The 23,023-nt window shown below is 66.1% G+C and carries 21 protein-coding genes and 2 pseudogenes; 22 read left to right on the top strand and 1 reads right to left on the bottom strand.

From position 1 onward, the window contains the following. Positions 1-141: 141 nt before the first annotated feature. Positions 142-747 (bottom strand): HEPN domain-containing protein, encoded by a 606-nt coding sequence (locus AB0E78_RS38270; protein WP_361843200.1) that lies wholly within the window; start codon positions 745-747, stop codon positions 142-144. A gap of 330 nt (positions 748-1,077) precedes the next feature. Here AB0E78_RS38270 and AB0E78_RS38275 point away from each other — a divergent pair, with 330 nt between their 5' ends. The 22 genes and pseudogenes from AB0E78_RS38275 (at position 1,078) to eccD (ending at position 22,867) form a co-directional block, all read left to right on the top strand. Further along, entirely contained in the window at positions 1,078-1,575 is a 498-nt protein-coding gene (locus tag AB0E78_RS38275; RefSeq protein ID WP_361843203.1) for a hypothetical protein, read from the top strand. Further along, entirely contained in the window at positions 1,575-2,168 is a 594-nt protein-coding gene (locus AB0E78_RS38280; RefSeq protein ID WP_361843205.1) for a hypothetical protein, read from the top strand. Before AB0E78_RS38275 ends, AB0E78_RS38280 begins: the two co-directional genes overlap by 1 nt. A gap of 143 nt (positions 2,169-2,311) precedes the next feature. After that, entirely contained in the window at positions 2,312-2,500 is a 189-nt protein-coding gene (locus tag AB0E78_RS38285) for a hypothetical protein (RefSeq protein WP_361843206.1), read from the top strand. Positions 2,501-2,556: 56 nt separating this feature from the next. Next, complete coding sequence (locus AB0E78_RS38290; RefSeq protein ID WP_361843209.1) at positions 2,557-7,521, top strand: phage tail tape measure protein; 4,965 nt, start codon at positions 2,557-2,559, stop codon at positions 7,519-7,521. A gap of 59 nt (positions 7,522-7,580) precedes the next feature. Then, positions 7,581-8,429 carry a hypothetical protein gene (locus AB0E78_RS38295; protein ID WP_361843211.1) on the top strand — a complete coding sequence of 283 codons (849 nt, stop codon included), beginning with the start codon at positions 7,581-7,583 and terminating at the stop codon, positions 8,427-8,429. A 23-nt stretch (positions 8,430-8,452) separates the two neighbouring features. Continuing rightward, the gene (locus AB0E78_RS38300) at positions 8,453-9,358 is read left to right on the top strand and encodes a hypothetical protein (protein WP_361843214.1); all 906 of its coding nucleotides are present in this window, start codon (positions 8,453-8,455) and stop codon (positions 9,356-9,358) included. Positions 9,359-9,454: 96 nt separating this feature from the next. Beyond that, positions 9,455-10,456 (top strand): hypothetical protein, encoded by a 1,002-nt coding sequence (locus AB0E78_RS38305; protein WP_361843217.1) that lies wholly within the window; start codon positions 9,455-9,457, stop codon positions 10,454-10,456. A 15-nt stretch (positions 10,457-10,471) separates the two neighbouring features. Beyond that, a complete protein-coding gene (locus AB0E78_RS38310) occupies positions 10,472-11,782 on the top strand; it encodes a hypothetical protein (RefSeq protein WP_361843219.1) in 1,311 nt (436 codons plus the stop codon). Between the two features lie 7 nt (positions 11,783-11,789). After that, complete coding sequence (locus tag AB0E78_RS38315) at positions 11,790-11,996, top strand: hypothetical protein (protein ID WP_361843221.1); 207 nt, start codon at positions 11,790-11,792, stop codon at positions 11,994-11,996. An 892-nt stretch (positions 11,997-12,888) separates the two neighbouring features. Continuing rightward, the gene (locus AB0E78_RS38320; RefSeq protein WP_361843223.1) at positions 12,889-13,248 is read left to right on the top strand and encodes a hypothetical protein; all 360 of its coding nucleotides are present in this window, start codon (positions 12,889-12,891) and stop codon (positions 13,246-13,248) included. Positions 13,249-13,299: 51 nt separating this feature from the next. Further along, positions 13,300-14,091: pseudogene (locus AB0E78_RS38325) on the top strand (N-acetylmuramoyl-L-alanine amidase); the annotation flags it as partial. Between the two features lie 81 nt (positions 14,092-14,172). Continuing rightward, positions 14,173-14,370: pseudogene (locus AB0E78_RS38330) on the top strand (peptidoglycan-binding protein); the annotation flags it as partial. After that, positions 14,367-14,582, top strand: a complete 216-nt coding sequence (locus AB0E78_RS38335) for a hypothetical protein (RefSeq protein ID WP_361843225.1) — start codon at positions 14,367-14,369, stop codon at positions 14,580-14,582. The pseudogene AB0E78_RS38330 and the gene AB0E78_RS38335, both read left to right, overlap by 4 nt. 105 nt (positions 14,583-14,687) lie before the next feature. After that, positions 14,688-15,029 (top strand): Lsr2 family protein, encoded by a 342-nt coding sequence (locus tag AB0E78_RS38340; RefSeq protein ID WP_361843226.1) that lies wholly within the window; start codon positions 14,688-14,690, stop codon positions 15,027-15,029. 658 nt (positions 15,030-15,687) lie between these two features. After that, entirely contained in the window at positions 15,688-16,242 is a 555-nt protein-coding gene (locus AB0E78_RS38345) for an ATP-binding protein (protein WP_361843228.1), read from the top strand. A 278-nt stretch (positions 16,243-16,520) separates the two neighbouring features. Beyond that, positions 16,521-16,850, top strand: coding sequence for a hypothetical protein (locus tag AB0E78_RS38350; RefSeq protein ID WP_361843567.1), 330 nt, complete (start codon positions 16,521-16,523; stop codon positions 16,848-16,850). Positions 16,851-16,907: 57 nt separating this feature from the next. Next, on the top strand, positions 16,908-17,219 hold the full coding sequence (locus AB0E78_RS38355) for a pore-forming ESAT-6 family protein (protein ID WP_361843230.1): 312 nt from the start codon (positions 16,908-16,910) through the stop codon (positions 17,217-17,219). A 65-nt stretch (positions 17,220-17,284) separates the two neighbouring features. Next, positions 17,285-17,686 carry a DUF6507 family protein gene (locus AB0E78_RS38360; RefSeq protein ID WP_361843233.1) on the top strand — a complete coding sequence of 134 codons (402 nt, stop codon included), beginning with the start codon at positions 17,285-17,287 and terminating at the stop codon, positions 17,684-17,686. Next, the gene (locus tag AB0E78_RS38365) at positions 17,683-20,106 is read left to right on the top strand and encodes a hypothetical protein (RefSeq protein WP_361843236.1); all 2,424 of its coding nucleotides are present in this window, start codon (positions 17,683-17,685) and stop codon (positions 20,104-20,106) included. Before AB0E78_RS38360 ends, AB0E78_RS38365 begins: the two co-directional genes overlap by 4 nt. Positions 20,107-20,108: 2 nt before the next feature. Then, positions 20,109-20,969, top strand: a complete 861-nt coding sequence (locus AB0E78_RS38370) for an immunity 49 family protein (protein ID WP_361843238.1) — start codon at positions 20,109-20,111, stop codon at positions 20,967-20,969. Between the two features lie 190 nt (positions 20,970-21,159). Beyond that, a complete protein-coding gene (locus AB0E78_RS38375) occupies positions 21,160-21,471 on the top strand; it encodes a hypothetical protein (protein WP_361843240.1) in 312 nt (103 codons plus the stop codon). Between the two features lie 31 nt (positions 21,472-21,502). After that, positions 21,503-22,867, top strand: coding sequence for a type VII secretion integral membrane protein EccD (eccD, locus tag AB0E78_RS38380; protein ID WP_361843243.1), 1,365 nt, complete (start codon positions 21,503-21,505; stop codon positions 22,865-22,867). Positions 22,868-23,023: the final 156 nt, after the last annotated feature.

Consider the following 23,023-nt stretch of genomic DNA (forward strand, 5'->3'; position numbering starts at 1 on the left):
TACCCGCCTCCACTGTGACGGCCATAGCCCTGCCCTCACCAGCTCGCCCCAGAGGACAACCCAGAGGCAGACCCGGACTTCTTCAGGGGCAAGTAACTAGCCTCTCGCAGCACCTGCGACTGAGCGCCCGTGGCGCCGGGTTCAGGTGTTATCACCGAGGGTGAGGCGGTGCTGGCTCCACAAGTGCTCGGTGATCAGAGAGTCGAGCCTGTCGGAGAGCCTCGTGATCCAGCCGTGCCAGTCGAGGACGCCAGTGATGTTCAAGTCGCCTGGTGTCGTGCCCCGATGTACGGCCTCGCCACGGATCTGGATGACGTCGTCCAGATATGTGGTCACGCGGTCTGAGGGCATCCCCTGCCAGGTGCACTGTTCGAGAGCTTTCGGCAGGTCAAGGATCTGTTCCAGTAACTTGTTCACGTTGTTGTAGTCGGGTGTGTTGAGGGCCTGTCCGCCGACCTGTTCTTCCACGCATTGGAGTGTGTAGGTCTTCCAGCCGTCGCCGGCGAGGAGCCACGGGTTCTTGCTCTTGACCCGGTTGGTGATCCGCTGCCGAAGCGGATCCGGCAGTCCTTCGGGCGTCAAGTCAGGGCTCTCGACGATTGCGCGCGCTGCCTCGCGGATCACGTCCTCGACGTACGTTTCCCACGCGGTGCACAGGAGGATCAACGAGGCCCGCACTGCGGGTCCGTTCGGTATACCCCGTCCGGCGTTGGCCAGGGTCTCAACGTCGGCCAGGGCGGTGTTCATGTTTTGGCGTGCTATGGACGGCACTCTGTCTCCCCACGGTTGATCACCTTCCGAGACACAGTCATAGCTGGCCTAGGTCTGGCTCGCAGCCGGTCGCGTAACTCGGGCCGACTCTCGCGCGCTCGAGCATGGGCCTCAGGGGCAGTATGGTGATCTACATGCAGATATAGCGGCTCACCGCTTTTGGGTGGGTACGCCTGCATTCTCACCGCGGAGGCCCCGCGCGGACGCCCAACCATCCATTGGTTTGGGCCGGTTCCCCGACAGGACGTCGAGGGACGGGGCCCTCCCGAGATGTGTGGCTGCCGTCCCGGAATCGGACAGCAGACCTTGCAGGTAAAGAAGTTCTCCCGGCGCGGAGTGACCCGCGTCCTGTGGCTCAAGAGCGTCAACGACACCGGCCACGTCCCCACCCGCGCCGAGCTCACGGCCGGCACCGACCTGACCGACGCGATCGCGGCGATCGACGGCTGGACGCTGTCGAACCAGGCCATCGAAACACCCGACCTCGGCAGCACCTTCGAGTCGAAGATCCCCGGCACTGACCAGGCCGACGACTCCTCCCTCGGGTTCTACGAGGACAAGGTGTCCGACGAGATCGAGCAGCTGCTCAAGAAGGACGACACCGGCTGGGTCGTCTTCCTCCGCAAGGGCGATGTCGCCGCCTCCCGGTCCATGGACGTGTTCCCGGTCCGGATCGGATCTCGATCGCCGAACTACTCGACGGACAACGAGGCCGCCAAGTTCACCGTGAACTTCTCGATCACGGAGAAGCCGACCCAGGACGCCGCCGTGCCGGCTGCCGTGCCGCCGAAGGTCGAGAAGTGATGCCGGTGTCCACGGAGACCAAGGCCGCTCCTGTTCCGCCGGCCAAGGCTGTTGCCCGTGATGCGCATTGGGCGAGCAAGCTGGCCCGGCTTCGTGCCCGCCAGCTGCCTGAGTACACGCTGGTGATCTGTGACGACCAGGACGCCAAGCGGCACCTGGACGAGACGCTGCGGGATCTCGCCCGCTGTCGCATGGCGGATGCGGAGAACGGCCGCGCGCACAGTGACGCGACGGCGAAGGCGGAGGAGGAGGTCGAGAATGCGCAGGAGTTCTTCGACAACCTCTCGATCGAGCTGACGTTCAAGGCGCTGCCGCGGCCGATCCTGGATGGGCTGATCAAGCGGTTCCCTCCGACCGAGGCTCAGGCCGAGGACGGGGACGCCTGGAACCCTGAGACGTTCCCCGCGGCTCTGATAGCCGCCGCACACATCGAGCGGGACGACGAGCACAACACCGTGGAGGGCATGAGCGAGGACGACGCGCAGGATCTGCTCGACTCGTGGCCGGTGGCTGAGTCGAACGCGCTGTTCGCGGCAGCTTGGCAGGCCCAGCAGATCGTCCGTACTTCGACGGTGGAGCTGGGAAAAGGCTGATCACGGACGCACAGCTCCGCACCGAGTTGGAGCTGTGCGACCGGTGGGGTATCCCGCATTCGCAGTTCCTCGGTGCAGGCGATGGCCGTTGGACTGAGCTGGACAGGGCGAAGGCCCTGTCGTTCGTGGCGTATCAGCGGACGATGTGTGATCAGTGCGGAACGCGGTCGGCTGAGTGGGACGAGCAGCAGGGTGGTGACCGGTTCGCGTACGTCACCACGAGTGTGCGGTGCACCGGCTGTGAGCTGATCGCGCACGAGCAGGATCAGGTGCCCGACGGTCCGGACGGGTACGGGGTGCGGATCGGCCTGGTGCCGCGCGCCGTGCAGTAGCGGGTGGTTGAGGGTGGGGGCTAGGAGAGGGGCGCGGGGAGTAAGGGCACCGGCTGGTGTCGTCGTACACGCTCAGCGTCCAGGCACGGGCTGATTTCTCCCACCTCCTGTCGGAGATCCGCCAGGCCTCCCGCGCCATGCGCGGCCTGGGCCGCGACACCGCCACCCTCAACCGGAACCTCACCCAGATCGGGACCGGCGCCCGCAGATCTTCCACTGGGCTGCGGGGCCTCACCCGCGACTCCGATCGTGCCCGTGCTGGGCTGCGCCGTGCCGGTGCGGACGGGCACGCGTCGATGCGGCAGCTGCGCCACGGGCTGCTCGGCGCCCGGCAAGAAGCCCACCAACTTCGCGGCCTGTTGGTAGGCGGCGGCATCGTTGCCGGGCTCGCGGAGATCGCGAAAGAGGGCAACGAGTACCAGCGGGCCATCAACAAGTGGGGCGCGGTCACCAACGCGTCCGGCCTGGAGATGGTGCAGGCCGCGGCGAAGGCCCGCGAGCTCGGCGCCGACCTCAAGATCCCCGGCACGTCTGCGGCGAAGGCCGCGGACTCAATGCTGGAGCTGGCCAAGGCCGGCCAGACCAGTACGTCGTCCATCGCGAACGCGCGGGCTGCGATGCAGCTCGCCGCGGCCGACAACCTCTCGGCTGCGGACGCCGCCCGCTATTTGGGCGACGTTATGGACCAGTTCGGGCTCAGCTCGAACAACGCAGGTCGGGCCGCCGATGTCCTCGCCTCGTCGGCGAACGCCGCCTCGGGTGGGCTCAAGGACATCTACTACGCGATGTCCTACACCGGGCCGGTCGCCGCCCAGCTCGGGATCTCGATCGAGGACACCTCGGCGGCGGTGGCGATGCTGGCCCGCTCCGGCATCCTCGGCTCGAAAGCAGGAACGTCCCTGCGCGGGATGCTGACGAACCTGGCCAAGCCCACCGCGAACATGCGCAAGGGCCTAGCTGATCTCGGCATCGAAGCGTGGGACACGCAGGGGAATTTCAAGGGCCTGCGCACGGTCATCGACGGGTTCGAAAAGGCTCAGCACAAGATGAGCCAGAAGGACTTCCTTGGCTCACTGGCGAACGTCGTCGGTAAACCGGCGCTGGCGGGTGCGTCGGCGCTGGCGCATCAGGGTGTCGAGTCTTTCGACCAGATGCACACGGCGATCGCCCGTACCGGCGCGGCCGAGGAGATCGCCGCTTCGCAGACGAAAGGTCTGGCGGGTGCGGTCACGCAGCTCAAGACCCAAGCCTCGAACACCGGGCAGGTCCTCTACACCGCGGCCGCGCCGGGGTTGGAGAAGGTCACCCGGCTGCTGACCTCCGGGATGGCTGCGGCCACCCCCGGTATGGCGGCCGTCATCGACTATGTGCACGACCTGTACACGCTCGCCGGACCGTCGATGTCCAGGGCGCTCTCGTCGGGGCTGGACGAGGTCGGTGATTCTCTCGGTGGTCTGGGCGGGCCGCTGAAGGACCTCGCTTTCGACACTGCCGCCGCCGGGGTGAACGTTCTCGTCAACGGCGGCCGCGCCCTCATCGACGTCGCGCGCAACGTCGGCTCAGCTGTCTCTCCCGTCGCCGACGCGATTGGCGATGTAGCGGAAGAGGCTGATGCGGGCGGGACCGCGCTCGACATCATCGTCACCGCCTTGAACCTGGTCTCCGCGACCGCCAGCACCGTGTCGGGTGCACTGGTCCCGATCGGGCACATCGTGGCTGGCCTGGTGCGCGGCTTCGGGGCGTTGCCGGGGCCGGTTCAGACTGCGGTCATCGCGATGCTCCTCGCGCGCCGTGTCGCCCCGATGATGTCGCGGCTCGGTCAGACGGTTTCTGGGCCCGTCGTGGGCGCGTACCGCTCCCTCGGGGATCAGATGAAGGTCCAGTCGCATCTCGCGGCCGCACAGGGGCAGTCCATTGGCCGGATCGGCCAGGCCCTCGCAGTGATGCAGACCCGCATCCCTGTTGTGGGTCAGATGGCGAGTGCGTTCCGCAATGCCTCGGGCCCGATCACCGGGGTGGCGCGTGCGATCGGCACTGGAGTCGGTGGTGCGGCCCGCGGCCTGATGGGGGCCCTTGGCGGACCGTGGGGTGTGGCGCTTGCCGCCGCAGGTGTCGGGTTGTCGATGCTCGCCTCTCACCAGCAGCAAGCCGCCCAGGCGGCTGCCGAGCACCAGTCGCGGATCAGCAGCCTCACCCAGGCGCTGCGCGAGTCGAACGGTGCCGTGACGGACAGCGTCCGCACCGCGGCCGCGCAGTCGCTGATGGACACCAAGGTCCTTGACGGCAAGGAGCGCCTGGTCGACGTCATGTCGAAGGCCGGAGTGCCGGTCAAGGACCTCACTAACGCCTACCTCAGCCAGGACGACGGCCTCGGGAAACTCCAGAAGCGTATGGAGGACGTCGCCGCGATAAACCTGAAGCCGGTGCGCGGCGGCGGCGTCATGTACACCGATGTGGGCCAGCGTGCGCATGACGCTGCTGAGGCGCTCGGTTCCGTCAAGGGCGAGATGTCCCAGGCGGTCAAGGACGCCAGGGATCTCGCTGGCGTGAATGGTGCCGCGGGCCGGTCCGCGGCGGACGCGGTGGGCCCGTTTGGGAAGTTCTCCGACGCGATGCGCCGCCTGTCGGATACGACGGCAGACGCCGACTCCCGTGCGCGTGGCCTGCATGACGCTCTGGACATCCTCGCGGGCGGTTCAGTGAACCTCTCCGCTGCCGAGGCCCGGCTGAATCGGTCAGTGTCGGATGCAGCCGATTCGCTGAAGGGCGGTACCGACCACGCGCAGGGGTACGGCAAGTCCCTGCTCAACATGGACGGTTCGCTGTCGACGGTCACCCGCAACGGGCAGAAGCTGTACGACCTGCTGCAGGGCCTGTCGGCGAACTCCGCGGATGCTGCGCTGGCCGCCTACCAGTACGCGGAGGCCAACGGGAAGACGGTTCCGGAGGCGTTGAAGGCCGCGCAGGAGCAGATGGCTACCGCCCGCGACTCGGCGATCTCCACCGCCGAGGGCTTCGGACTGTCCGCGGAGGCGGCGGCGAAGCTCGCGGACAACGCAGGCCTGGTGCCGGAGCAAGTGTCGATCCTCCTGCAGACGGCCGGCATGGACGAGTCGATGGCTGAACTGATCGCTGTGCAACAGGCGTTGAAGGCGACACCTGGTCAGAAGACGGTCACCATCTCCACTCTGTCGAACGAGGCCCGCGAGGAGCTGGAGAAGCTCGGCTTCAAGATCAAGGATCTCAAGGACCGAAGGGTCGAGGTCACGGCCCCGACCGATCTGGCGCGCACGGATCTGGACGCGCTGATCTCGAAGATCGCGCAGACCCCCGGCGGCAAACACGTCAGCGTCACCTCGGCTACGGCGGTGACGATCAGCAGCCTGGAGGCCGTCAAGCAGAAGATCTCTGGGGTCCCTGGCGGCAAAACGGTCACCATGCGCGCGCCCACCGGGGAAGCGCGCAAGCAGCTGGAAGGCCTCGGTTTCAAGATCCGTGCTGTTCCGGGCAGCAAGAACGTCACGATCACTGTGCCCACCGGGAACGCGACGAGCAACGTGGCAACGATCCAGGGCGCCATCAACGGGCTGCGCGGCAAGACCATCGGCATCGGTGTCTACAAGACCGAGTATCTCAACACCGTCCGGCAGGGCGGCAATTACGGGCCCTACAAGGACGGGTACCGGCTGGGGAAGAAGGACGGCGGCATCGTCACCTACGCGGACGGTGGTGTCCGTAAGGAGAACCATGTCGCGCAGATCGCGCCCGGCGGCACATGGCGGGTATGGGCGGAGGACGAGACTCAGGGCGAGGCTTACCTCCCTCTGGCCCCCAGTAAGCGGGCGCGGTCGAAGAGCATCCTGAACGAGGTGGCACGCCGCTTCGGCGGGCAGGTCGTCTACAACGCCTCGGGCGGACTGTCCGACTGGTCCTATCAACCTTTGGGCTCGTCCGGCCTGACGATCTCCGATGTCATCTCCAAGTCGCAGCGCAAGGGCAAGGGCGGCAAGGAACACTTCGACCTGCACCGGTTCGAGAAGAATCTGCGCCACTCGGTGCGCACAGCCCAGGGATGGCGCAACGACCTGTCGACGGTGGCCCGCAGGGCGGGCACGGATGTCGCCAAGGCGCTGGAGGAGATGGGTGAAGACGGTGTCGCGCTGACCCGGAAGATGGCTCGCGGCTCGAACCGGTACGTGCGCGACATGGCCGCCCAGCTCACCAAGCTCGCCGGTACTGCCAGGGCGACGCTGAACGACTACACGGGCCAGCTGAACAACGCCGTCAAGAACAACAGCACCTTCCAGAAGAACCTGACGACGCTCGCCTCGCGCGGGAACACGGCGCTCGCGCAGCGTCTTGCCGAGCAGGGCGATGAGACCGCGGAGGCGTTGGCCGCTCAGGCGGTCAAGGATCGCAAGAAGGCGCAGAAGGCCAACACGGCCGCGAAAAAGGCCGCAACGACCCTCGATGGTGACCAACTCGCGGACCTGGTGAAGCTCATCGGGGCGTTGTCGAAGAACAAGGGCATCCACTCTGTCGCTGAGGCGACGGGGCTGGCCGAGGACCGGATCATCGAGGTCGGAAACCTCGCAAAGAGTCACATCAAGGAAACGGGCAAGGCGGACCGGTTTCTGTCCGACCTGGTGAAGGCGAACGCGGGGAAGGCGTACGCGAACGGCGGCATCTGGGAGCCGGGCGTGTACTCCTCGCCGCGCGGGCTGATCAAGTTTGCTGAGCCGGAGACTGGCTCCGAGTCCTACATCCCGCATGCCGGTGCCAAGCGTGGCCGGGCGACTGCTGTGCTGGCTGAGACCGCGGACCGGTTCGGGTACGGGCTTGCGCCGCGTCGTCTGGTGGACGCTCATACGGGGCGCGGCCGGGTGACGGTGGTGCACCAGGCTCCGGCGATCGGGCAGCAGACGATCCACGTTTCCGGTTCTGCCGCGACGGCCGACGACATTGCAGCGACGGTCTCGTATCAGATGCGGCGTGCCCGACGAGGCGGTGTGCTGCGATGAGCTACCTCACTGATTTCCAGCTGGAGATCGCCGGAGTCCGGCTCGGTCACGGTACGAGTGTGCCCGTCGCGCAGGTCGAGGGCCTGGCCCGTCCGGCTGTGCGTGGTGAGTTGGTGGAGCAGCCGAACGCGGACGGTGCCTGGCTCGGCGCGGATTGGTATGAGGCGCGCACGCTGCGCATCGACTGTGGGGTGAAGACTCCGGGTGATCCCGCTACGGCGGCCCGTATCGTCGCCCAGCTTGAGGAAGCCGCCGACGATCCGCGTGTGCGCACGGTGGGCGGCGCGGTGACCGCGCTGCGGATCAAGTGGCCTGGTGCGCCGGTCCGTGCCCTCTTCGGGCGGCTGCGCAAGGTGGAGGCGTCGTGGGAGCGGGCAGCGTTGGGCTGGGTGCCTCTCGATCTTGAGTTCACCGCTCCCGATTCGCGGTATTACGCCGACGTCGAGCAGTCGGTGGGGCTGCGGCTGGGATGGCTGTCCGGTGGCGGCTTCACCGCGCCCGTGCAGGCTCCGATCCGGGTGAGCGATGGGGACCAGTCGGGGCAGAACCGGCCGGGGTGGGTGACCAACAACGGCACCATCGACGCCTACCCAGTGCTGACGGTGCACGGGCCGTGTGCGAACCCGGTGATCACTCATGCGGAGACGGGCCGACGCATCGACTTGGGGATCACCGTGCCGGTGGGCGACTACGTGACCATCGATACCCGGCCCGGGCGTCGCACAGTGACGCGGCAGGGCGGCGGCACCGTCGCGACCACCTCGCCTCTGGGCAGCTTCAGGCTGCCGAAGGGCCGTTCCGAAGTGCGCTGGACCGCTTCCGATCCCACTGCGTCCGCCCGCCTGACGGTGGCGTGGCGTGACGCGTTCAAGACTCTCGTGAACCCGAAGGAGAACCTCGTTCGATGACGCTCCCCCAGGCCCCGCTGCTGGTGAACGGCGCCACCCACAGTGCTCAAACGTTCCGGCAGATGATCAAGGATCTGTCGCACGGCTCGGAGGGTGTGACCGAGGCCGCCGACCTCAAGGTGACGCCACTGCCGGTGCCCGGCGGTGGCGTGCAGATCGCGGACGGGTCCGCAGTGATCCGCGGGAAGGCGTCGGCGTGGCAGGGCTCCTACACGGCGTACAACATCGGCGCGGCCACGGTGGATATCGCGCCGTCTGGGGCTGCGCCACGTTCGGATCTGATTGTTTTGCGGGTGCAGGACCCGGAGTTCGAGGGAGGGCTCGATCCGGCGAAGGACGCGGTCAACTTCTTCGACGTCATTCCCAACGTGCCGTCCACTGCGGCTGCGGTACCGAAGGGGGTGACGGGGGTGCCGCTGGCCCGCGTCGACCTGCCCGCGAGCACCGGGACCGTCACCGCGGGGATGATCCGCGATCTGCGGCGGGTGGCGAACCCACGCAGGGAACGCACCCTGCACACGGCGTATCCGACGAAGTTGACCAAGGCGTGGAAGGACGACGACACGTGGCATGACTGGCCGCCCGAGGCGCGCTGGCAGGTGCCGGTGCCGGAGTGGGCGACGAAGCTGATCGTCACCATCACGGTCGCCGGTCTACGGATGGACTTCGACTCGCTGTACGGGAGGTTGCAGCTGGTGTTCGGCACGGTTCACGGTCAGGACACGGTCGTGGACGACAACCAGGGCAAGGTCGTGCGCCGGCAGACAACGGTGGTCGCAGACACTCTCACGCTGCCCGTCTCTTACCGGGGCACTACGCAGGTGCTGTACATGCAGGCGAAGATGGCGAAGGACTGGAAGGGCGACCTGAGTGTCGACGGCGGTACGTCGATCATCGCCGATGTCGAGTTCACCGAGGGCCCGGTGTAGCTGGCAGTGGCCTACAGGTATTTGACGCAGCACGCTCTAACCGGGGAGTGGCTGTCGCACGATCTCCCCCTTCGGGGAGTCGAGTTCGGCCCCGATTTGAACGGGCCCGGCCATCTGCGGGGTGCTCTGTCTCCCCGCCTTGCGTGGTCGCATCCGGGGCTGACGGACCCGGGCAACACGCTGCTGTACGCCGAGGCGGGCGGGCGGATCCGGTGGGGCGGCATCATCTGGCAGACCGAGCCCGACGGCGGCACAATGCAGGTCGAGGCCGCGGGATGGTCCTCCTACCTTCAGTACCGGCATGACCTGGACGGTGAGCTCGGCGGCCGGGGGCCGTACGTGAACACGGACCCGTGCCGGGTGATGCGCGACATCGTCACCTACACGCAGTCCATCCCGGACGGCAGCCTTGGCATCACCGTGGACGACACGACGTCGACAGCCAAGGTGGGCAGCCCGGCAGAGCCGTGGCAATCACGCTGGTGGGAGACACCGGTGCTCGGCGACCTCTTCGACGACCTGATCAAGGCCCCCGATTCGCCGGACTACACGTGCGCCACCTGGTGGGGGAAGGACCAGCGTACGGTGCGGCGAATCCAGATCGGCTACCCGCGTCTGGGTGCGCGCCGCAGCGACATCGCGTTCTCCTCGGACACCAACATCGTCGGGCACACGCCAGTCACCTACAGCGCCGACGAGTACGCGCAGGTCGTCATCGCCACCGGGGCAGGTGAAGGCCGCGCCCAGCAGCGGGCCGCCGACGCGGTCCGCAACAAGCGGCTGCGCCTGGAACACGTCCTGGAGCTGCCCGAAGTGCGCGGCCGTGACGCGCTCGCCCAGCGTGCCCGCCGGGAGCGGGCCTGGCGGCAGAGCCTGGGGCACGTCGAGGAAATCACCGTCCGCAACCATCCCGCGGCGCCGATCGGATCCTGGCAGGTCGGTGACGACGTACGGGTGGCGGTGCGGGACGAGTGGGCGAACTGGTCGGGCTGGTGCCGCATCACCGGCTACACCATCCGCCCCGACTCCGACGCCGGCGAGACCGCGCAGCTTCAGCTCGAACCGGCTGGCGCCCACCAGTACGCCACCGCCACCTGACCTCGAAGGAACCTTGTGCGTAACGACATCGGCGCCCGCCTGGCCCGCCTGGAAAAGCTCGTGCAGACCATGATCCGCTCGCCCAAGCTGGTCAACGCCAGCCTGGAGAACGGCGCGGTCGACGTGTACGACGAGAACGGCTCGCTGCGCGCGGTCATCGGCCAGCAGCCGGATGGCACCAGCGGCGTCACTGCCGTCAACGGCCCCCGGCCGTCCATGCCCTCGCCGGCCGTGGTGAAGCCGGTCCTTGGAGGTGTGCGCATCACCTGGGACGGGGCTTTCGCCGACGGGCAGCCAGCGCCGTTGGATCTGTCTCGCGTGCAGGTGCACGTGCTGTCATCGCCCAGTGGGCAACCGGATGTGCGGTGGCCGACCACGACGATCGAGGCTGCGTCGGGGGCCTCGGTGACGGTCGCGGTGAATCACTACGGACCCGTGTGGGTGCGTCTGATCGCCGTGAACACGTCCGGCATACCCGGCCCGCCGTCTGAGGCAGTGGAGGCCTCGGCACGCCGGGCCGCATCCGAGGACCTGGGGCAAGGGGTCGTGCGGCGTGATCACGTTGCCGCTGGGGCGATCACTGCGGACCTGCTGGACGCGGACGCGATCAACGGCAAGATCATCACCGGCGCCACGGTTCAGACCGCGACCGAGGGGCCGCGCGTCGTCCTCAACGCGGCCCGGCTGCGGGCCATCGGCACGAACGGCTCGGCAATCGGCATGGAACCCAACGATGTCTACCCGTACATCTACTGGTCATCCGTCGACGGTTCGAACCAGGCGTACATCAACGTCAGCGGTACCAGTTCTTCGGACGCCAACATCGGCATCAACTCCGGGACGTTCACCGACGCGGACGACAGTGGCATCTACAGGTGGCGGACGTTCTTCGGCAACGACTTCTTCGCCGCGGAGCGAATCACCGCCAAGGGGGCCAAGCCCGTTGGAGGGCGCCTCTACCTCGGCAAGAACTCCGCGCAGCTGGAGTCTGGGGAAGACGGCGGCAGCCTGTCGCTGGGGCAGGGTACCGCAACCTTGTTCGCGGCATCGATCCGGGCGGCCGGCGTGCTGCGGTCGGACAACGTCTCCATCGGAACGGCGACCATCACTCCGGTGGCCAACAAACCTACATCCGTCACCTTGAGCGGCGGGAACATCAAGGGGAAGAACTTCCACGCGTTCATCACCCCCGTCACCTCCGTGCCCGGCAAGACCGTCGTGGGCGTCGGCGTCACGGCTGTTTCATCGAGCGGTCTGACCATCTGGGTGCACCGCACCAACACCACGCAGACCATCGTGCACTGGATGATCATTGGAGAGGACTGAGCCACCCATGGACGAGCCGACCCCGGTCACCATGACCGCCACCTGCCGCGTACCCGGATGCCCCGTGGCGGGGCGTCCGTTCACGGCGACCTTCTACGCGAACGCGGAGCCGCCCACCTACCGCGGGATCTGCATGCGGTGCGGTCAGGCCTTCACCTCCCTCATCCCCGTCTCGGCCGAGGCAGCGAAGTCCACACCAGACGCCTCCGCGTAAGAGGAAACGTCGAGACCCAGGGCTGGGGCTTCCTTCGTCGCAGCTCGGTAAGGACCGGAGCACCGGCGGCGACTTCAAGGCACACGATTTCTTCAACTACCCACTTTGACGCACAAGTTCCACGTAGTCTCTGTAGTGCTGCGACGCAGTCGTCCTGACCTGACCTATTGCTCCCCGGCCCAACCGGGGCCGGGGTTTCGTGTCAGGAGGACTCATATGTGGCAGCGCCTCAGGGAGTGGCTTAGGCACCTCGGCTATCGCGATCTTGTGCTCATCGCTTTCGCTGCGTTCGCGTACGCGGTAGCAGACAAGATCGTGGCCTAGAGGGGCCGACCTCGATGTCGTTACCACCGAGGTCGGCTGCTCTACGGCCGCTCCCGCAGGGCCCCTGTCTGCGCCGGCTTGGTGCGGGCAGGGGCTTCCTGTTGTGCGGGGTACGAGAGCGGGCTTGTTGGCGGTCAAGCCCGTTGCGCGACATCCCATCTGTTTCACAGAAGGAGATGTCTAAGTTCTCGTCTCTTGGCGGGTAGCGCCGAGCGTAGTTGATTGCGGTATCCCGCAGTGCCGGAACGCTCAAGCTTTATGTGTCACATCTCAACTTGGTTACATCAGATCTGGTGTAAGCCTTCGACTAGCCTCCGTATCGTTAGGCGTCTCTGTCCAGCCTTCACCATTGCCGTTGAACTACCGTTCCGAGTCTTCGTCGTTGGCGTTGAGTGCCTCTCTTCAACTCTTCATCACAGGCCAGAACGGCGGCCCGACCTACGCCACATAGCGGTCCGGACAGCTGCCGCACGCTATCGAGTTGGCACGGAAGGGGCAGGTCAGGGCCCTTCCTCCTTCGCCCCCGTACGATCACGGTAGGGCTCGGGGCTGCTCAGGAGTGATCGCGGTGTCCATGCCTCCCAGCGCCGAGCCGACGCTCTGGGAGCTGCACCGTGCCGTCTCGCAACTTCGGGAGGATCTTCGCGGGGACCTTGCACGGCTGGCAGCCCGCCTTGATCACGTCGTGACCGAGGACGTGTACCGGGCGGATCAGCGCGGGGTCGAGCAGCGGATCACACATCTTGAGACGGGTTTTGGCGCCTTGCGGACCGAGGTGGATCAGAGCCTGGAGCGCACGGAGCAACAGCGCCGTGAGGATCAGGCGCAGGCTATGGCGACGCGTCGGTTGGTGTTCAGTTCGTTCGTCTCGCCGGTGCTGTTGATGGCCCTCCAGCTGTGGCTGGCCTCGCGAGGCACCACCGCGTAGCAGTCACCAGAAGTTGAAGTTTGGGCGCGGGGAGAACAGTGAGCGCCGATCGTGGCGACACCTATCAGTTCCCACCGTCTCGTTGCCGCGCTGCGCGCCGAAGGCGTGCACGTGGTGGAGCGGCCTGGGTGGAGAACCCACAACAGGAACCACAAGGGGCCGTTCGGACCGGTGAACGGCGTGGTCATCCACCACACCGTGACCTCGGGCACCAGTAACACCGTCAGCATCGTTGAGCGTGGGTACGCGGGTCTGCCGGGCCCGCTGTGTCACGGCATGATCGCCAAGGACGGCACCGTGTACCTCGTCGGTCACGGCCGCACCAACCACGCCGGCCGCGGTGATGGTGATGTGCTGCGGGCTGTCATCGCCGAGCGCGGGCTCCCCGCTGCCAACGAGGCGGACACAGACGGCAACACGCACTTCTACGGTTTCGAGTGCGAGAACCGCGGCGATGGCACGGATCCGTGGCCGAAGGCGCAGCTTGATGCGATCGAGCGAGCGGCGGCGGCGCTGTGTCGCGCGCACGGCTGGAGCGCGGCGAGCGTGATCGGCCACAAGGAGTGGCAGCCCGGCAAAGTTGACCCCAGGGGCTTCACCATGGGGTGGCTGCGCGAGCGTGTTTCTGCCCGACTGAAGTCCAATCCCTCCGGCGGAGGTTCGGGTGGTGGTTCAGCGGGCGGCTCGTTGGGGAGCTCGTCGACTTACGTGGTCAAGAACGGCGACACGCTGTCCGGGATCGGCAAGAAGCTCGGCATCCGTTGGGAGCTCCTCGCCCAGGCCAACCAGATCAAGAAACCGTTCGTGATCACACCGGGGCAGAAGCTCACCCTCCCAAGGAAGGCGGGCGGCGGCACCTATACGCCGTCTCCGTTTCCGAACGGTCTTGCTCCGGGTCGTTCGTCACCGTCTGCGAAGGGTCTTCAGCAGGCGCTGAAGGACACCGGCTGGCTGGACCGCTCGGTGCCGCTCTCCGACAACTACGGCCCGCAGACTCAGAAGGCCGTGGCCGGGTTCAACCGCAAGCACAACCTCTTCAGCACCGGCCGCCCCGACGATCCTTCGCTCGGACGCCGCGGCTGGGACCTCCTACACCAACTCGCCTACGGGAACCGAACTTGAGCAACTTCATCCACGACCACAGCACCCGCCTGTACGCCATCGTCTCAGCAGCACTCTCTCTGATCGCCTACTACGTGGACGGACTGCCGACGGGGCTGATTCTTGCCCTGGCTGCCGCCATCCTCGGCACCGGCGAAGTAGTGCAGCGCAGCGAAGACCGCAAGACCCACCGAGCTCTGCTGCTCGAACCTCCGCACAGCGTCAAGGACTGAGCCCGCGCGCCTCGATACCTTCATAACGGCCGGGAGACAGGCAGTCATCTATCCCAGGCGCAAGCGATTGTCGGAACCGGCTGAACGTGTCCTACGATCCCCACCATGGCCCAGAAGATAGTTACAACATATGTGGATGACTTGACCGGCGAGGAATCGTCGGAGATCACCACGCACAGCATCCTCATTGATGGAGCTGGGGTCGAGATCGACCTCACAGATGAGAACTACGAGAAGCTCCTTGAGATTTTGAATCCGTATCTCCACGCTGACGGCGCTCGCAGGATTCGCGGTGGCGCGAAGGCGAGGGGCAAGGCCAAGGCGGCGACGGGCGGGAAGGACGACTCGTCGGCGATCCGGGCTTGGGCGAAAGAGAATGGCTTCGAGGTCAGCGATCGCGGTCGCGTGCCGGCCACGGTCCGTGAGGCGTTCGAGAAGGCTCGCTGAGTCTCATCGAACAGATGATGGCCCCCGCGCACTGCCGCGGGGGCCATCTCGCATTCTGCAGGGGAATGGCGACGCAGTCGCGCGGCCTGTGACAACGCTCGCGAACCGATGGTGAATCGATAGCCGCCGACACCCCACTCGCACTATGGGCGAGCTCAGGCTCAGTTCGCGCTCGGGTAGTCGCCATTCGGCAGTGAGTGGCCTGGCGGCGCATCCACCATTCGATCTAAGTGGATACCTCCGGGGAACCCCGCGTGTCCACCGATGGCATGAGGCAACCAGAAGCCCTCGCAGCTGAGACCGTGCGCGAGTCTGGAGTACAGGCGTGGTCTGATCTCTAGTCGATCTCCGCCCCCAAGGGAGCCTCAACTGGGCTGTCCGCGCTGCCCGCCGCCGAGTAAAACCGGTTCCTCGCTGAGTGGCGAAAGACTTCGGTTGTTGCAGCCATGGGCGCTCGGCTCGCCAGGAGCGATCATTACTGCGGTGATATCACTCCGCAAATGAGGAGTTGGGCAATTCTTTGGCATGGTGGACGTCCGCCGCCTCGGTGGGTCCCGATCCAAGATGCCGGTGGCCTGTGGCAGGCGGGCGACGATCCTCTGGTCTATGGGAGATCGCGTTGATGCCCCAACTCGCTGTCTTGCGAAAGGTCTCAGCCATGCCGCACTGCCTGCTCTCCGAGTTGCCCTACGCGTTCAAGGTTCCGGCCTCCGTCAAGGAGGTGCCCCTTGCGCGGCGGAGGGTAGTTGCGCGTGCGCGGAGGATCGGCCTGGTCATGGATGAGGAGGTGGCGGGCGAGGTGGAGCTGATGGCGTGTGAGGTGATCACGAATGCCATCGTGCACACTGGTGCGCCGTGCGTCGTATGCGTGCGCCGAGTCGGGGCGCGGCTCCGCGTCGAGGTCACTGATGTCGAGTCCGCCAGCCCAGCCCCGGCGGGTACCGGGGCAGATGACGAGACCGGTCGGGGGCTGCTTCTGGTCAGAGCTCTGGCAGATGCCTGGGGGACGATTCCTGACCGCGCGGGAAAGAGGGTGTGGTTCGAGCGGAAGCTCGGGCTGCCGCCCTGCCCTTCCATGGCCGACACGCCCTGCTCATCTGCAAGTCCGGCTCCCGGTCGCCTGTCGTGCCGGGTGTCACGTGGCCCGCGGGCGGATGCCGTTCGATCGGGCTCGTCGAGCCGAGAGTGTCAGCAGCTTCTCGCAGCAGCCTGAGGCTCCTCACTCGCGGCTTCCTCAGTGCATGCGCGGTGACGCCACAGCACGCAACAGGCAGCGCGTCCTTAGCCGTACTCGCATTCTGAATTCCCCCGCCATGGCACAGATCACGCCATCACCCCTAGCTGCGTTGCACCTGCTACGTCTCGCGGGAGAGCATGTTCGGTACGCTACGGGGCGTGAGGGGCGCATGTGCCCACTGTGACCAGTGAACGGGCCGCAGTGCGTACGCGGTTCGCGATACCAATGTGATCGACGTATTCGGGGGTGGGTTCGTGAAGTTTGACATGGGAGACACGACTCTCGCGGTGCTGGGGAAGAGCACCGTGGGGTCCAGTGACGATCTCGGGACGCTGATCAGTCTGCTGGTCCAGGCGGCGGAGCCGCTGGAGGGCAAGTTCAACGGGGCGGGCAAAGCGACCTTCGACTCGTTCAAGTTGCGGGCGGATGAGATCACTTCAGATCTAAACGGGGCGCTGTCCTCGATCTTGGGCGGTCAGGCCGGCATGGACACGGCGTTCGGCTCCGGTGACCAGGAGCAGTCGGACAACGCCCACCAGAACATGGGCGCGGCGAACTTCGACGGCGCACGCTTCTCCGGCTGACCCACGAGTCGGCCTGCTCGCACAACACGACACTTCGCACACAGGGGGAACTTCGCCATGGCTGGAAACCAGGACCGCCGCTCCTACGACACCGGCGCCTCGTCCGACGTGCAGGGCGGCCTGCAGATCATCATCGGCCAGCTGGAGCGGGTGCTCGGCGACCGCGATCGGGCGGTGAAGGCAGCGATGGCCGACTACCAGGCCGATGGCGTGTCAGATGACTACCACGGCAAGGAAGTCCGCTGGAACAAGGCGGCCAGCGAGGTGCGAGAAATCATTCGTCTAGTGCGCACCACGCTGGAGCAGAACGACGGAACCGCGCAGTCGACCCTGGCGCGGGCGCGCGCGGCGGTCGACAACATCGGCTGACCGACTGGCCGCTGCGGGCGGGCTGGGGCGGATACGGGGTCACGGGGCTGAAGTAGGGGGTTGGCATGCCGAAATGGGATATTGAGCCGGGCGGGGTGAATCTCGTCCTGTCGCACGTGAACGATGTACTGGGTGCTCTGGATCGGCACGTCGGCGGGTACGGCGAGGATTTGGGAGGCGCCGCGAAGTGGTCCGGTTCCCTGGTATCGGGGGATGCTGGCGGCGGGGGCCAGAGTCCGGTTGGGGGTCTGGTTGCCTCGGCGCTCGTCGAGTTCGCCGAAGGCACCGCCGAGGAAGTGCAGTTCATCGGTGCGCGGGCCGGGCAGTCGGTCAATGGCGCGATGCTGGCCACCGCTGCCTACGAGGCAGGCGACTTGGAGATCGCGGCTGAGATACAGCAGTCCGCGGCCAGTGTCGTCGACCCGGTCCTGGAGCGGCCCACACCTCTCACGCGGGGCTCCCTGTGATCACTGCTAAGGATGTCCCCCACTTCACCGGTGATCTGGAGCAGTTGGAGCGGCACGCCTCCGGGCTACGGACCCACGCCGGCGCCCTGCGTCAGGCGGGCGGTGTGGCGCACAACAAGTTCCAAGGGTTGGGGGCCTTCTACCGGGCGCCAGAGGCGGAGGAGCTCTTCGCTTCTACGGCGCCGGTGCGGGATCGTGCGGACCTGTTCGCCTCGAAGGTCGAGACGGTCGCCGGGGCGCTGGACGACTACGTTGGCGCGGTGAGGCCCATCCTCGCTCGCCTGGACCATCTCCGTACCCGGGTGGGCGACTTCGTGGCGGGTCTGAAGTCCGATAGCGGCGAGATCGACGACGAGTGGACCCAGGACCAGGACAAGATCGACCAGCACAAGGCCCTGTGGGGGGAGGTCGCCCAGGCCCAGGCCGACTTCACCGCCGCCGAGACCGCTGCCAACAACAAGATCACGGCTCTGGTGGACGGCACCCAGTACGTGCCGCAGGGCTACGAGGGCACCTTGGTCCCACGCGGTGCGCAGGTCTACGGCTACACCGCTGACGCGCTCAAGCACGCCGACAAGCTGCCCTGGGGGACCCCGGAGGCCCTGACCTACGACAAGTTCGACCTCTCCCATCACGTGGAGGAGGCCGGCGTCAGCGTCAAGGACAACATCGTCGGCACCGTCACCGGGTTCGTGGACCTCTTCAGCCCCGGAGCGGACGGTAACGCGGCCCGCAAGGGTCTTGGCATGACGGTCCTGGGCCTGGAGTCCTACCTCTTCGACCCGCTCAACAAGCAAGACTCGCCTTGGAAGGAACAAGTCGCCGAGGGCCGCCCGTACACCAAGGCCTTCGGCAAGGCCCTGGTCGGCTGGGACGACTGGGCCGACCGTCCGGGCAAGGCCACGGGCACCGTCTTCTTCAATGGCCTGACCCTCGCCTCGGGACCGATGGCCGCCGTCTCTAAGCTGGCCAAGGGCGGCGCCGTCGCCAAAACCGCCGGTACCCTCGCCAAGGTCGGCGAGGCCATCGACCCTCTCAGCGCGACAGCCAAGGCCGTCGGCGCCACCACCCGAGCCGTACCCAAGATCGCAGACGTCACCGCCCGCGCCCGCGCCGGATTCGGCAACGCGCCCGGCACCGGGTCCGTCAGCAGCGTGTGGAGGTTCGCCCCAGGCTCTGAACTCCACGTTAGGAACGGCGAGCTCGTCATCCTCAGGGACGGCGTCCCCGACACCACACCGCCCCGTGCCGAACTCTCCGCCGACGAACGCACCCCCTCCGTCGCCGTGCCAAGGGAGCACGAGCTCGTCGGCGCGGGCGCGCGGGCGCCGGAAGCCAGTGCTCAAGCGGGTGAGAACCTGCCGCCGCAGGCCAGTCATAACGCCGCTGGGAGTAGCGATGGCTCCACACCGCAGGCACGTGAGCCAGCCGGTCGCAATACGGCAGGTGGCACAACCGGTTCACCTGACATCGGCCCCATCGGGCGCGGAGGTGCTAGCTATGGGCGTAGTGGGCCAACCGGGCATCATGGTGGTGGCGGGGGCGACAACGTTGATGGTGGCCGGGCTGACGATGGTTCTGCCAGGCCGACCGAAGAAGAGATCCTTCAGCGGCAAGTTGATCGAGCCAACTCGGATCCAGACTGGCGCAAGAAGTACTTCCGGGACGACGGTCAACGTCTCGGACTTGAACTCAGGGATGAATTCGGCGACAAGCTGCAGGCACGTCTCCTCCGTACAGGGGATCCTAATCGCCCGTGGACCGCAGAATCGCATATCGTCGAACCTGAGTACCAGACCAGACAGGAAATCGGAAAGCCCTCCAGCGTTCGCCCTGACGTCCTTGAAGGTTTCCACGAACAGGCGGCGCAGCGCAAGAGTGCCATCGTTGACGATATAGCGGCCGAGAAGAACAAGAAAGCAGCAGTAGACGCCTACGAAAAGCACAAGAGCGCCGAAAATAAACGCCTAATGGAGGAGGCGATAGCACACTATAAAACAACACACACGGCCGTTCGCGATATTGGGGAAGATCTCGGGGAAAACGCCGCCGAACTTCACGCCATCCAGGACCATTATCAAGGCGCCAGGCGACTCGATGACGGATCTCGAGGAAGGCATCGCTTTGATCAGATATGGCAAAAGGGAGATCGCTTCATCGTCGTAGAGGCCAAGGCCAGCCTCAAGACCGAACTCGGCAAAAGAAGGATCGGAAATGTAGATTACAGGCAAGGGACACGCGAGTACTTCGATGCGATCATCCTCAAGATGATGGACCGCGGAGAGATTGAACTCGCAGAAAGCCTTACGAATGCCCTAGCGGACGGGAGGCTGGATTACGTGGCAGTCAGAGCCAACCCGGTCGGGGACAAGTACCATGGGTACTTGATGGAGTATTTCAAGTTCAACAGGGAGAAGTAGGCATGGGATCCACCGTACCTCGCCATGGCTTTCCTGCCGAGAATGCAGAGAATCGCGCACAGCTGCTCGACAAGAGCGCCAGCCGTAGGATTGATTCCCTGGAGCAGTCTCCACAGAATTTCAATCTGGCACTCGGCACATCTTTGCTCGCTGCGCAGACTCACTGCGGCAGCGACCCCCGGGCGGCAGATCTTCCGACGTGGGAGGCGTGGGTCACTGCCATGCAAGTGGGGTCTGCAGTGTTCAGGTCGGCCGTCATTACGGAGGGTTTCGTCGAGTGCCGCATTTCCAATCAGGTAAGGGCAATCCCGGCTACGGGACCACAGACCTACTCCGATGCCGGTAATTGGCTCACTGCTTTCTGGCTCGCAATTATCTGCCGCGAGCGAGGCCGCTTGGCTGAGCTTGCCGAGGTGCCAATTGCACTACTGAGGGCGTCTGGCACAGTTCATGCCGAGTATGTCTATGCATGGATTGACGCTTTGCAAAAGTGGCTGCGGGAAGGTGGGGACCTGAGCGATCCGCTGTCTGCCGCCATGGCTGGCACAGACCCCAATGCGCTGCCCGCCGGAGACCAGGACCTGGTTCTGAAGATTCAGTACCCCCCCATCAACCTCTTCATCCAATACATCACCCAGGAACCCGAGCAGTTCAACGAGGCTCTGATCGATGCTTTGAACTGGCACAAGGACTACTGGACAGAAGATGAAGAACGCTTCAATAGCAGTTCAGGCCTCGTCGCCCTGGGCCCACTTGCCATGGCATGCCTTGCATATGACGCCGAATTCCCCATTACTGTCGAGTCGGAGTACCTACCCAAACATCTCCTCCAGCGCGGTTGGCTCGGCGAGTTCCCCACCTGAGGCACGCGTGAGGGCATTGGTCACCTGCAGCGAGAAGCACGTGGCTGGCCTACTTCCCCCGATAGCTGAGTGGCGTCGCAGATGATCCTGTTTCGTCGGGCGGCAGCGAGAGCCCTATACCTTGCAAGGTTCGACGAATCCACCATATGCACGCGCCCTAAAAGGGCAAACGAACTAGAAGCGGACAACTGTGGCAGCCCAGGATTACGACAGCCAACTGCTGGAGTCGGTGTCTGTGCGACGCCGACGGCTGCGGGACGCCCTGCTGTTCGGAGCCCAGCGTCAGCGCCGGACTATCGATGAGCGGTTGGGGAAGGTGTTCGCTGGGGTGGTGATCTCGGCCGTGTTGTGTGCCGGGTGCGTGGGGTGGTCGTTCATCTCGCATCGGCTTATCGGGAAGAGCCCTTACAGCGCCTCCGTGCCTTCGTCCTCGCCGTCGGCGCCCTCTTCCTCCTCCTCCGGGCCGTCCCCCTCTCCCTCCGTAACCCCTTCCTCTCGATGATAGGTACGAACGCGTGATATCTGCGGGGCCGTTGAGCCGCACGAGCGGTACGAGTCGTACGGCCTTGAGCCGGGTCACTCTGGTCGGAGAGCAGCGGCGGGTGGACCTTGTCCTTCCCTCTCAGGAGCCGGTCGGGCTGCTGCTTCCGGAAGTGTTGCGGCTGCTCGATGATCAGGCTGTCGGCCAGCCCATGTTGCGGCATCTGGTGACCGCAGACGGTTCTGCATTGGCACACGACAGCACGCTGGAATCCGCCGGGATATCTGACGGCGCCGTGCTGCGGCTGGTGCGGGCGGAGGATGCGCCCTCGGCTCCGGTCGTGCATGACGTCGCCGATGAGGCTGCCGATGATTTGGATGTACGGGCCTGGCGGTGGCGGCCCGCTAGTCGGCGGGTGGTGGCCGGGTCGGCCACCGTCGTCTGGGCTCTCGTGGCCGGAGTGCTAGCACGCGGCGAGTTCGAGTTGGTGGACGTGGGCAATGTCCTGGTGGGCGTTGCCGTTCTGGTCGGCATCGCCGGGGTCGTGCTGGGGCGCATGAAGCGGCGAGCACTCTCCGCCACTCTGATCGTCTGCGCCGGGACTTTGGGGGCGTTCGGGGTCTGGACGCTGGCCGACGCCCATGTCTGGTCCGGCGCCGCGCGGCTGGCAGGGGTGTCCCTGGCGGGGATGCTGGTGCTGCTCTTCCTGGGGTGGTTCTCCCCGTTGGGGCGGGGCGGTCCGATCGGAGCAGCGGTCATGCTCGGCTGCCTGGTCCTGTGGGAAGCGTCCGTCGCGCTGGAGGACGGGGCGCACGCGGCTACCGGGCAGGCGCGGATGGGTTCCTTGCTCGCCGTGGTGTCGGTGGTGGTGCTCGGTGTGCTGCCGCGGATCGCGCTGATGGCGTCGGGGTTGTCGGGTCTCGACGACCGACGCTCGGGTGGTTCGTCGGTGAGCCGTCATCGGGTGGGTACTGCGCTGACCGCCACCCATCGTGGACTGGCCGTCGCCACCGTCGTGTTGGCCGTCTCGGCGGCCGGGGCGGGCGTGATGGCGCTCGCGGCGCCGACCGTGTGGACTGTGCTCCTCGCGGTGGTCACCGCGGTGGTGCTCGCACTGCGGGCGCGGGCCTTTCCGCTGGTCGCCGAGGTGGTGGCATTGTTCGCTGCTGCCGCGGTCGTCGTCGTCGCGCTGGTCGGCGTCTGGTTGGGGCGGTCGTCCGGCGGTGGGCCGCTGGCCTTGCTGGCCGGGCTCGCGTTGGCTCCCTTGGTGGTCCTTGCGGTACAGCCCGCCGAGCATGTGCGGGTGCGGCTTCGCCGCTTCGGAGACGTCCTGGAGTCGGTCGGCGTGATCGCGCTGCTGCCTCTGGTCATCGGGGTTTTCGGTGTGTACGGGCGACTGCTCGATACCTTCGCGTAGGGGTGCAGCGTGGCTCAGGAACATGACTGGCAGCGGAACGTTTTGAGGGATTTGGGTGCGAGCACCGGCCCGGCGGTCGAGCCGACTGCCGTGCTCCGCAGGGCGGACAGTGAAGCGCCCGTGGATCCACGGCCGGCTCCTCAGCCGACCGCTCCG

This window comes from Streptomyces sp. NPDC032198, assembly GCF_040636975.1.
In the GTDB taxonomy this organism is placed as follows: domain Bacteria; phylum Actinomycetota; class Actinomycetes; order Streptomycetales; family Streptomycetaceae; genus Streptomyces.

What these genes read in the sequence shown, in the direction of transcription:
- AB0E78_RS38355 (WP_361843230.1), top strand. Translation starts at nt 16,908, where the DNA reads ATGGCTGGAAACCAGGACCGCCGCTCCTACGACACCGGCGCCTCGTCC.
- AB0E78_RS38345 (WP_361843228.1), top strand. Translation starts at nt 15,688, where the DNA reads ATGCCGCACTGCCTGCTCTCCGAGTTGCCCTACGCGTTCAAGGTTCCG.
- AB0E78_RS38280 (WP_361843205.1), top strand. Translation starts at nt 1,575, where the DNA reads ATGCCGGTGTCCACGGAGACCAAGGCCGCTCCTGTTCCGCCGGCCAAG.
- AB0E78_RS38360 (WP_361843233.1), top strand. Translation starts at nt 17,285, where the DNA reads ATGCCGAAATGGGATATTGAGCCGGGCGGGGTGAATCTCGTCCTGTCG.
- AB0E78_RS38340 (WP_361843226.1), top strand. Translation starts at nt 14,688, where the DNA reads ATGGCCCAGAAGATAGTTACAACATATGTGGATGACTTGACCGGCGAG.
- AB0E78_RS38315 (WP_361843221.1), top strand. Translation starts at nt 11,790, where the DNA reads ATGGACGAGCCGACCCCGGTCACCATGACCGCCACCTGCCGCGTACCC.
- AB0E78_RS38285 (WP_361843206.1), top strand. Translation starts at nt 2,312, where the DNA reads ATGTGTGATCAGTGCGGAACGCGGTCGGCTGAGTGGGACGAGCAGCAG.
- AB0E78_RS38370 (WP_361843238.1), top strand. Translation starts at nt 20,109, where the DNA reads ATGGGATCCACCGTACCTCGCCATGGCTTTCCTGCCGAGAATGCAGAG.
- AB0E78_RS38270 (WP_361843200.1), bottom strand. Translation starts at nt 747, where the DNA reads ATGAACACCGCCCTGGCCGACGTTGAGACCCTGGCCAACGCCGGACGG.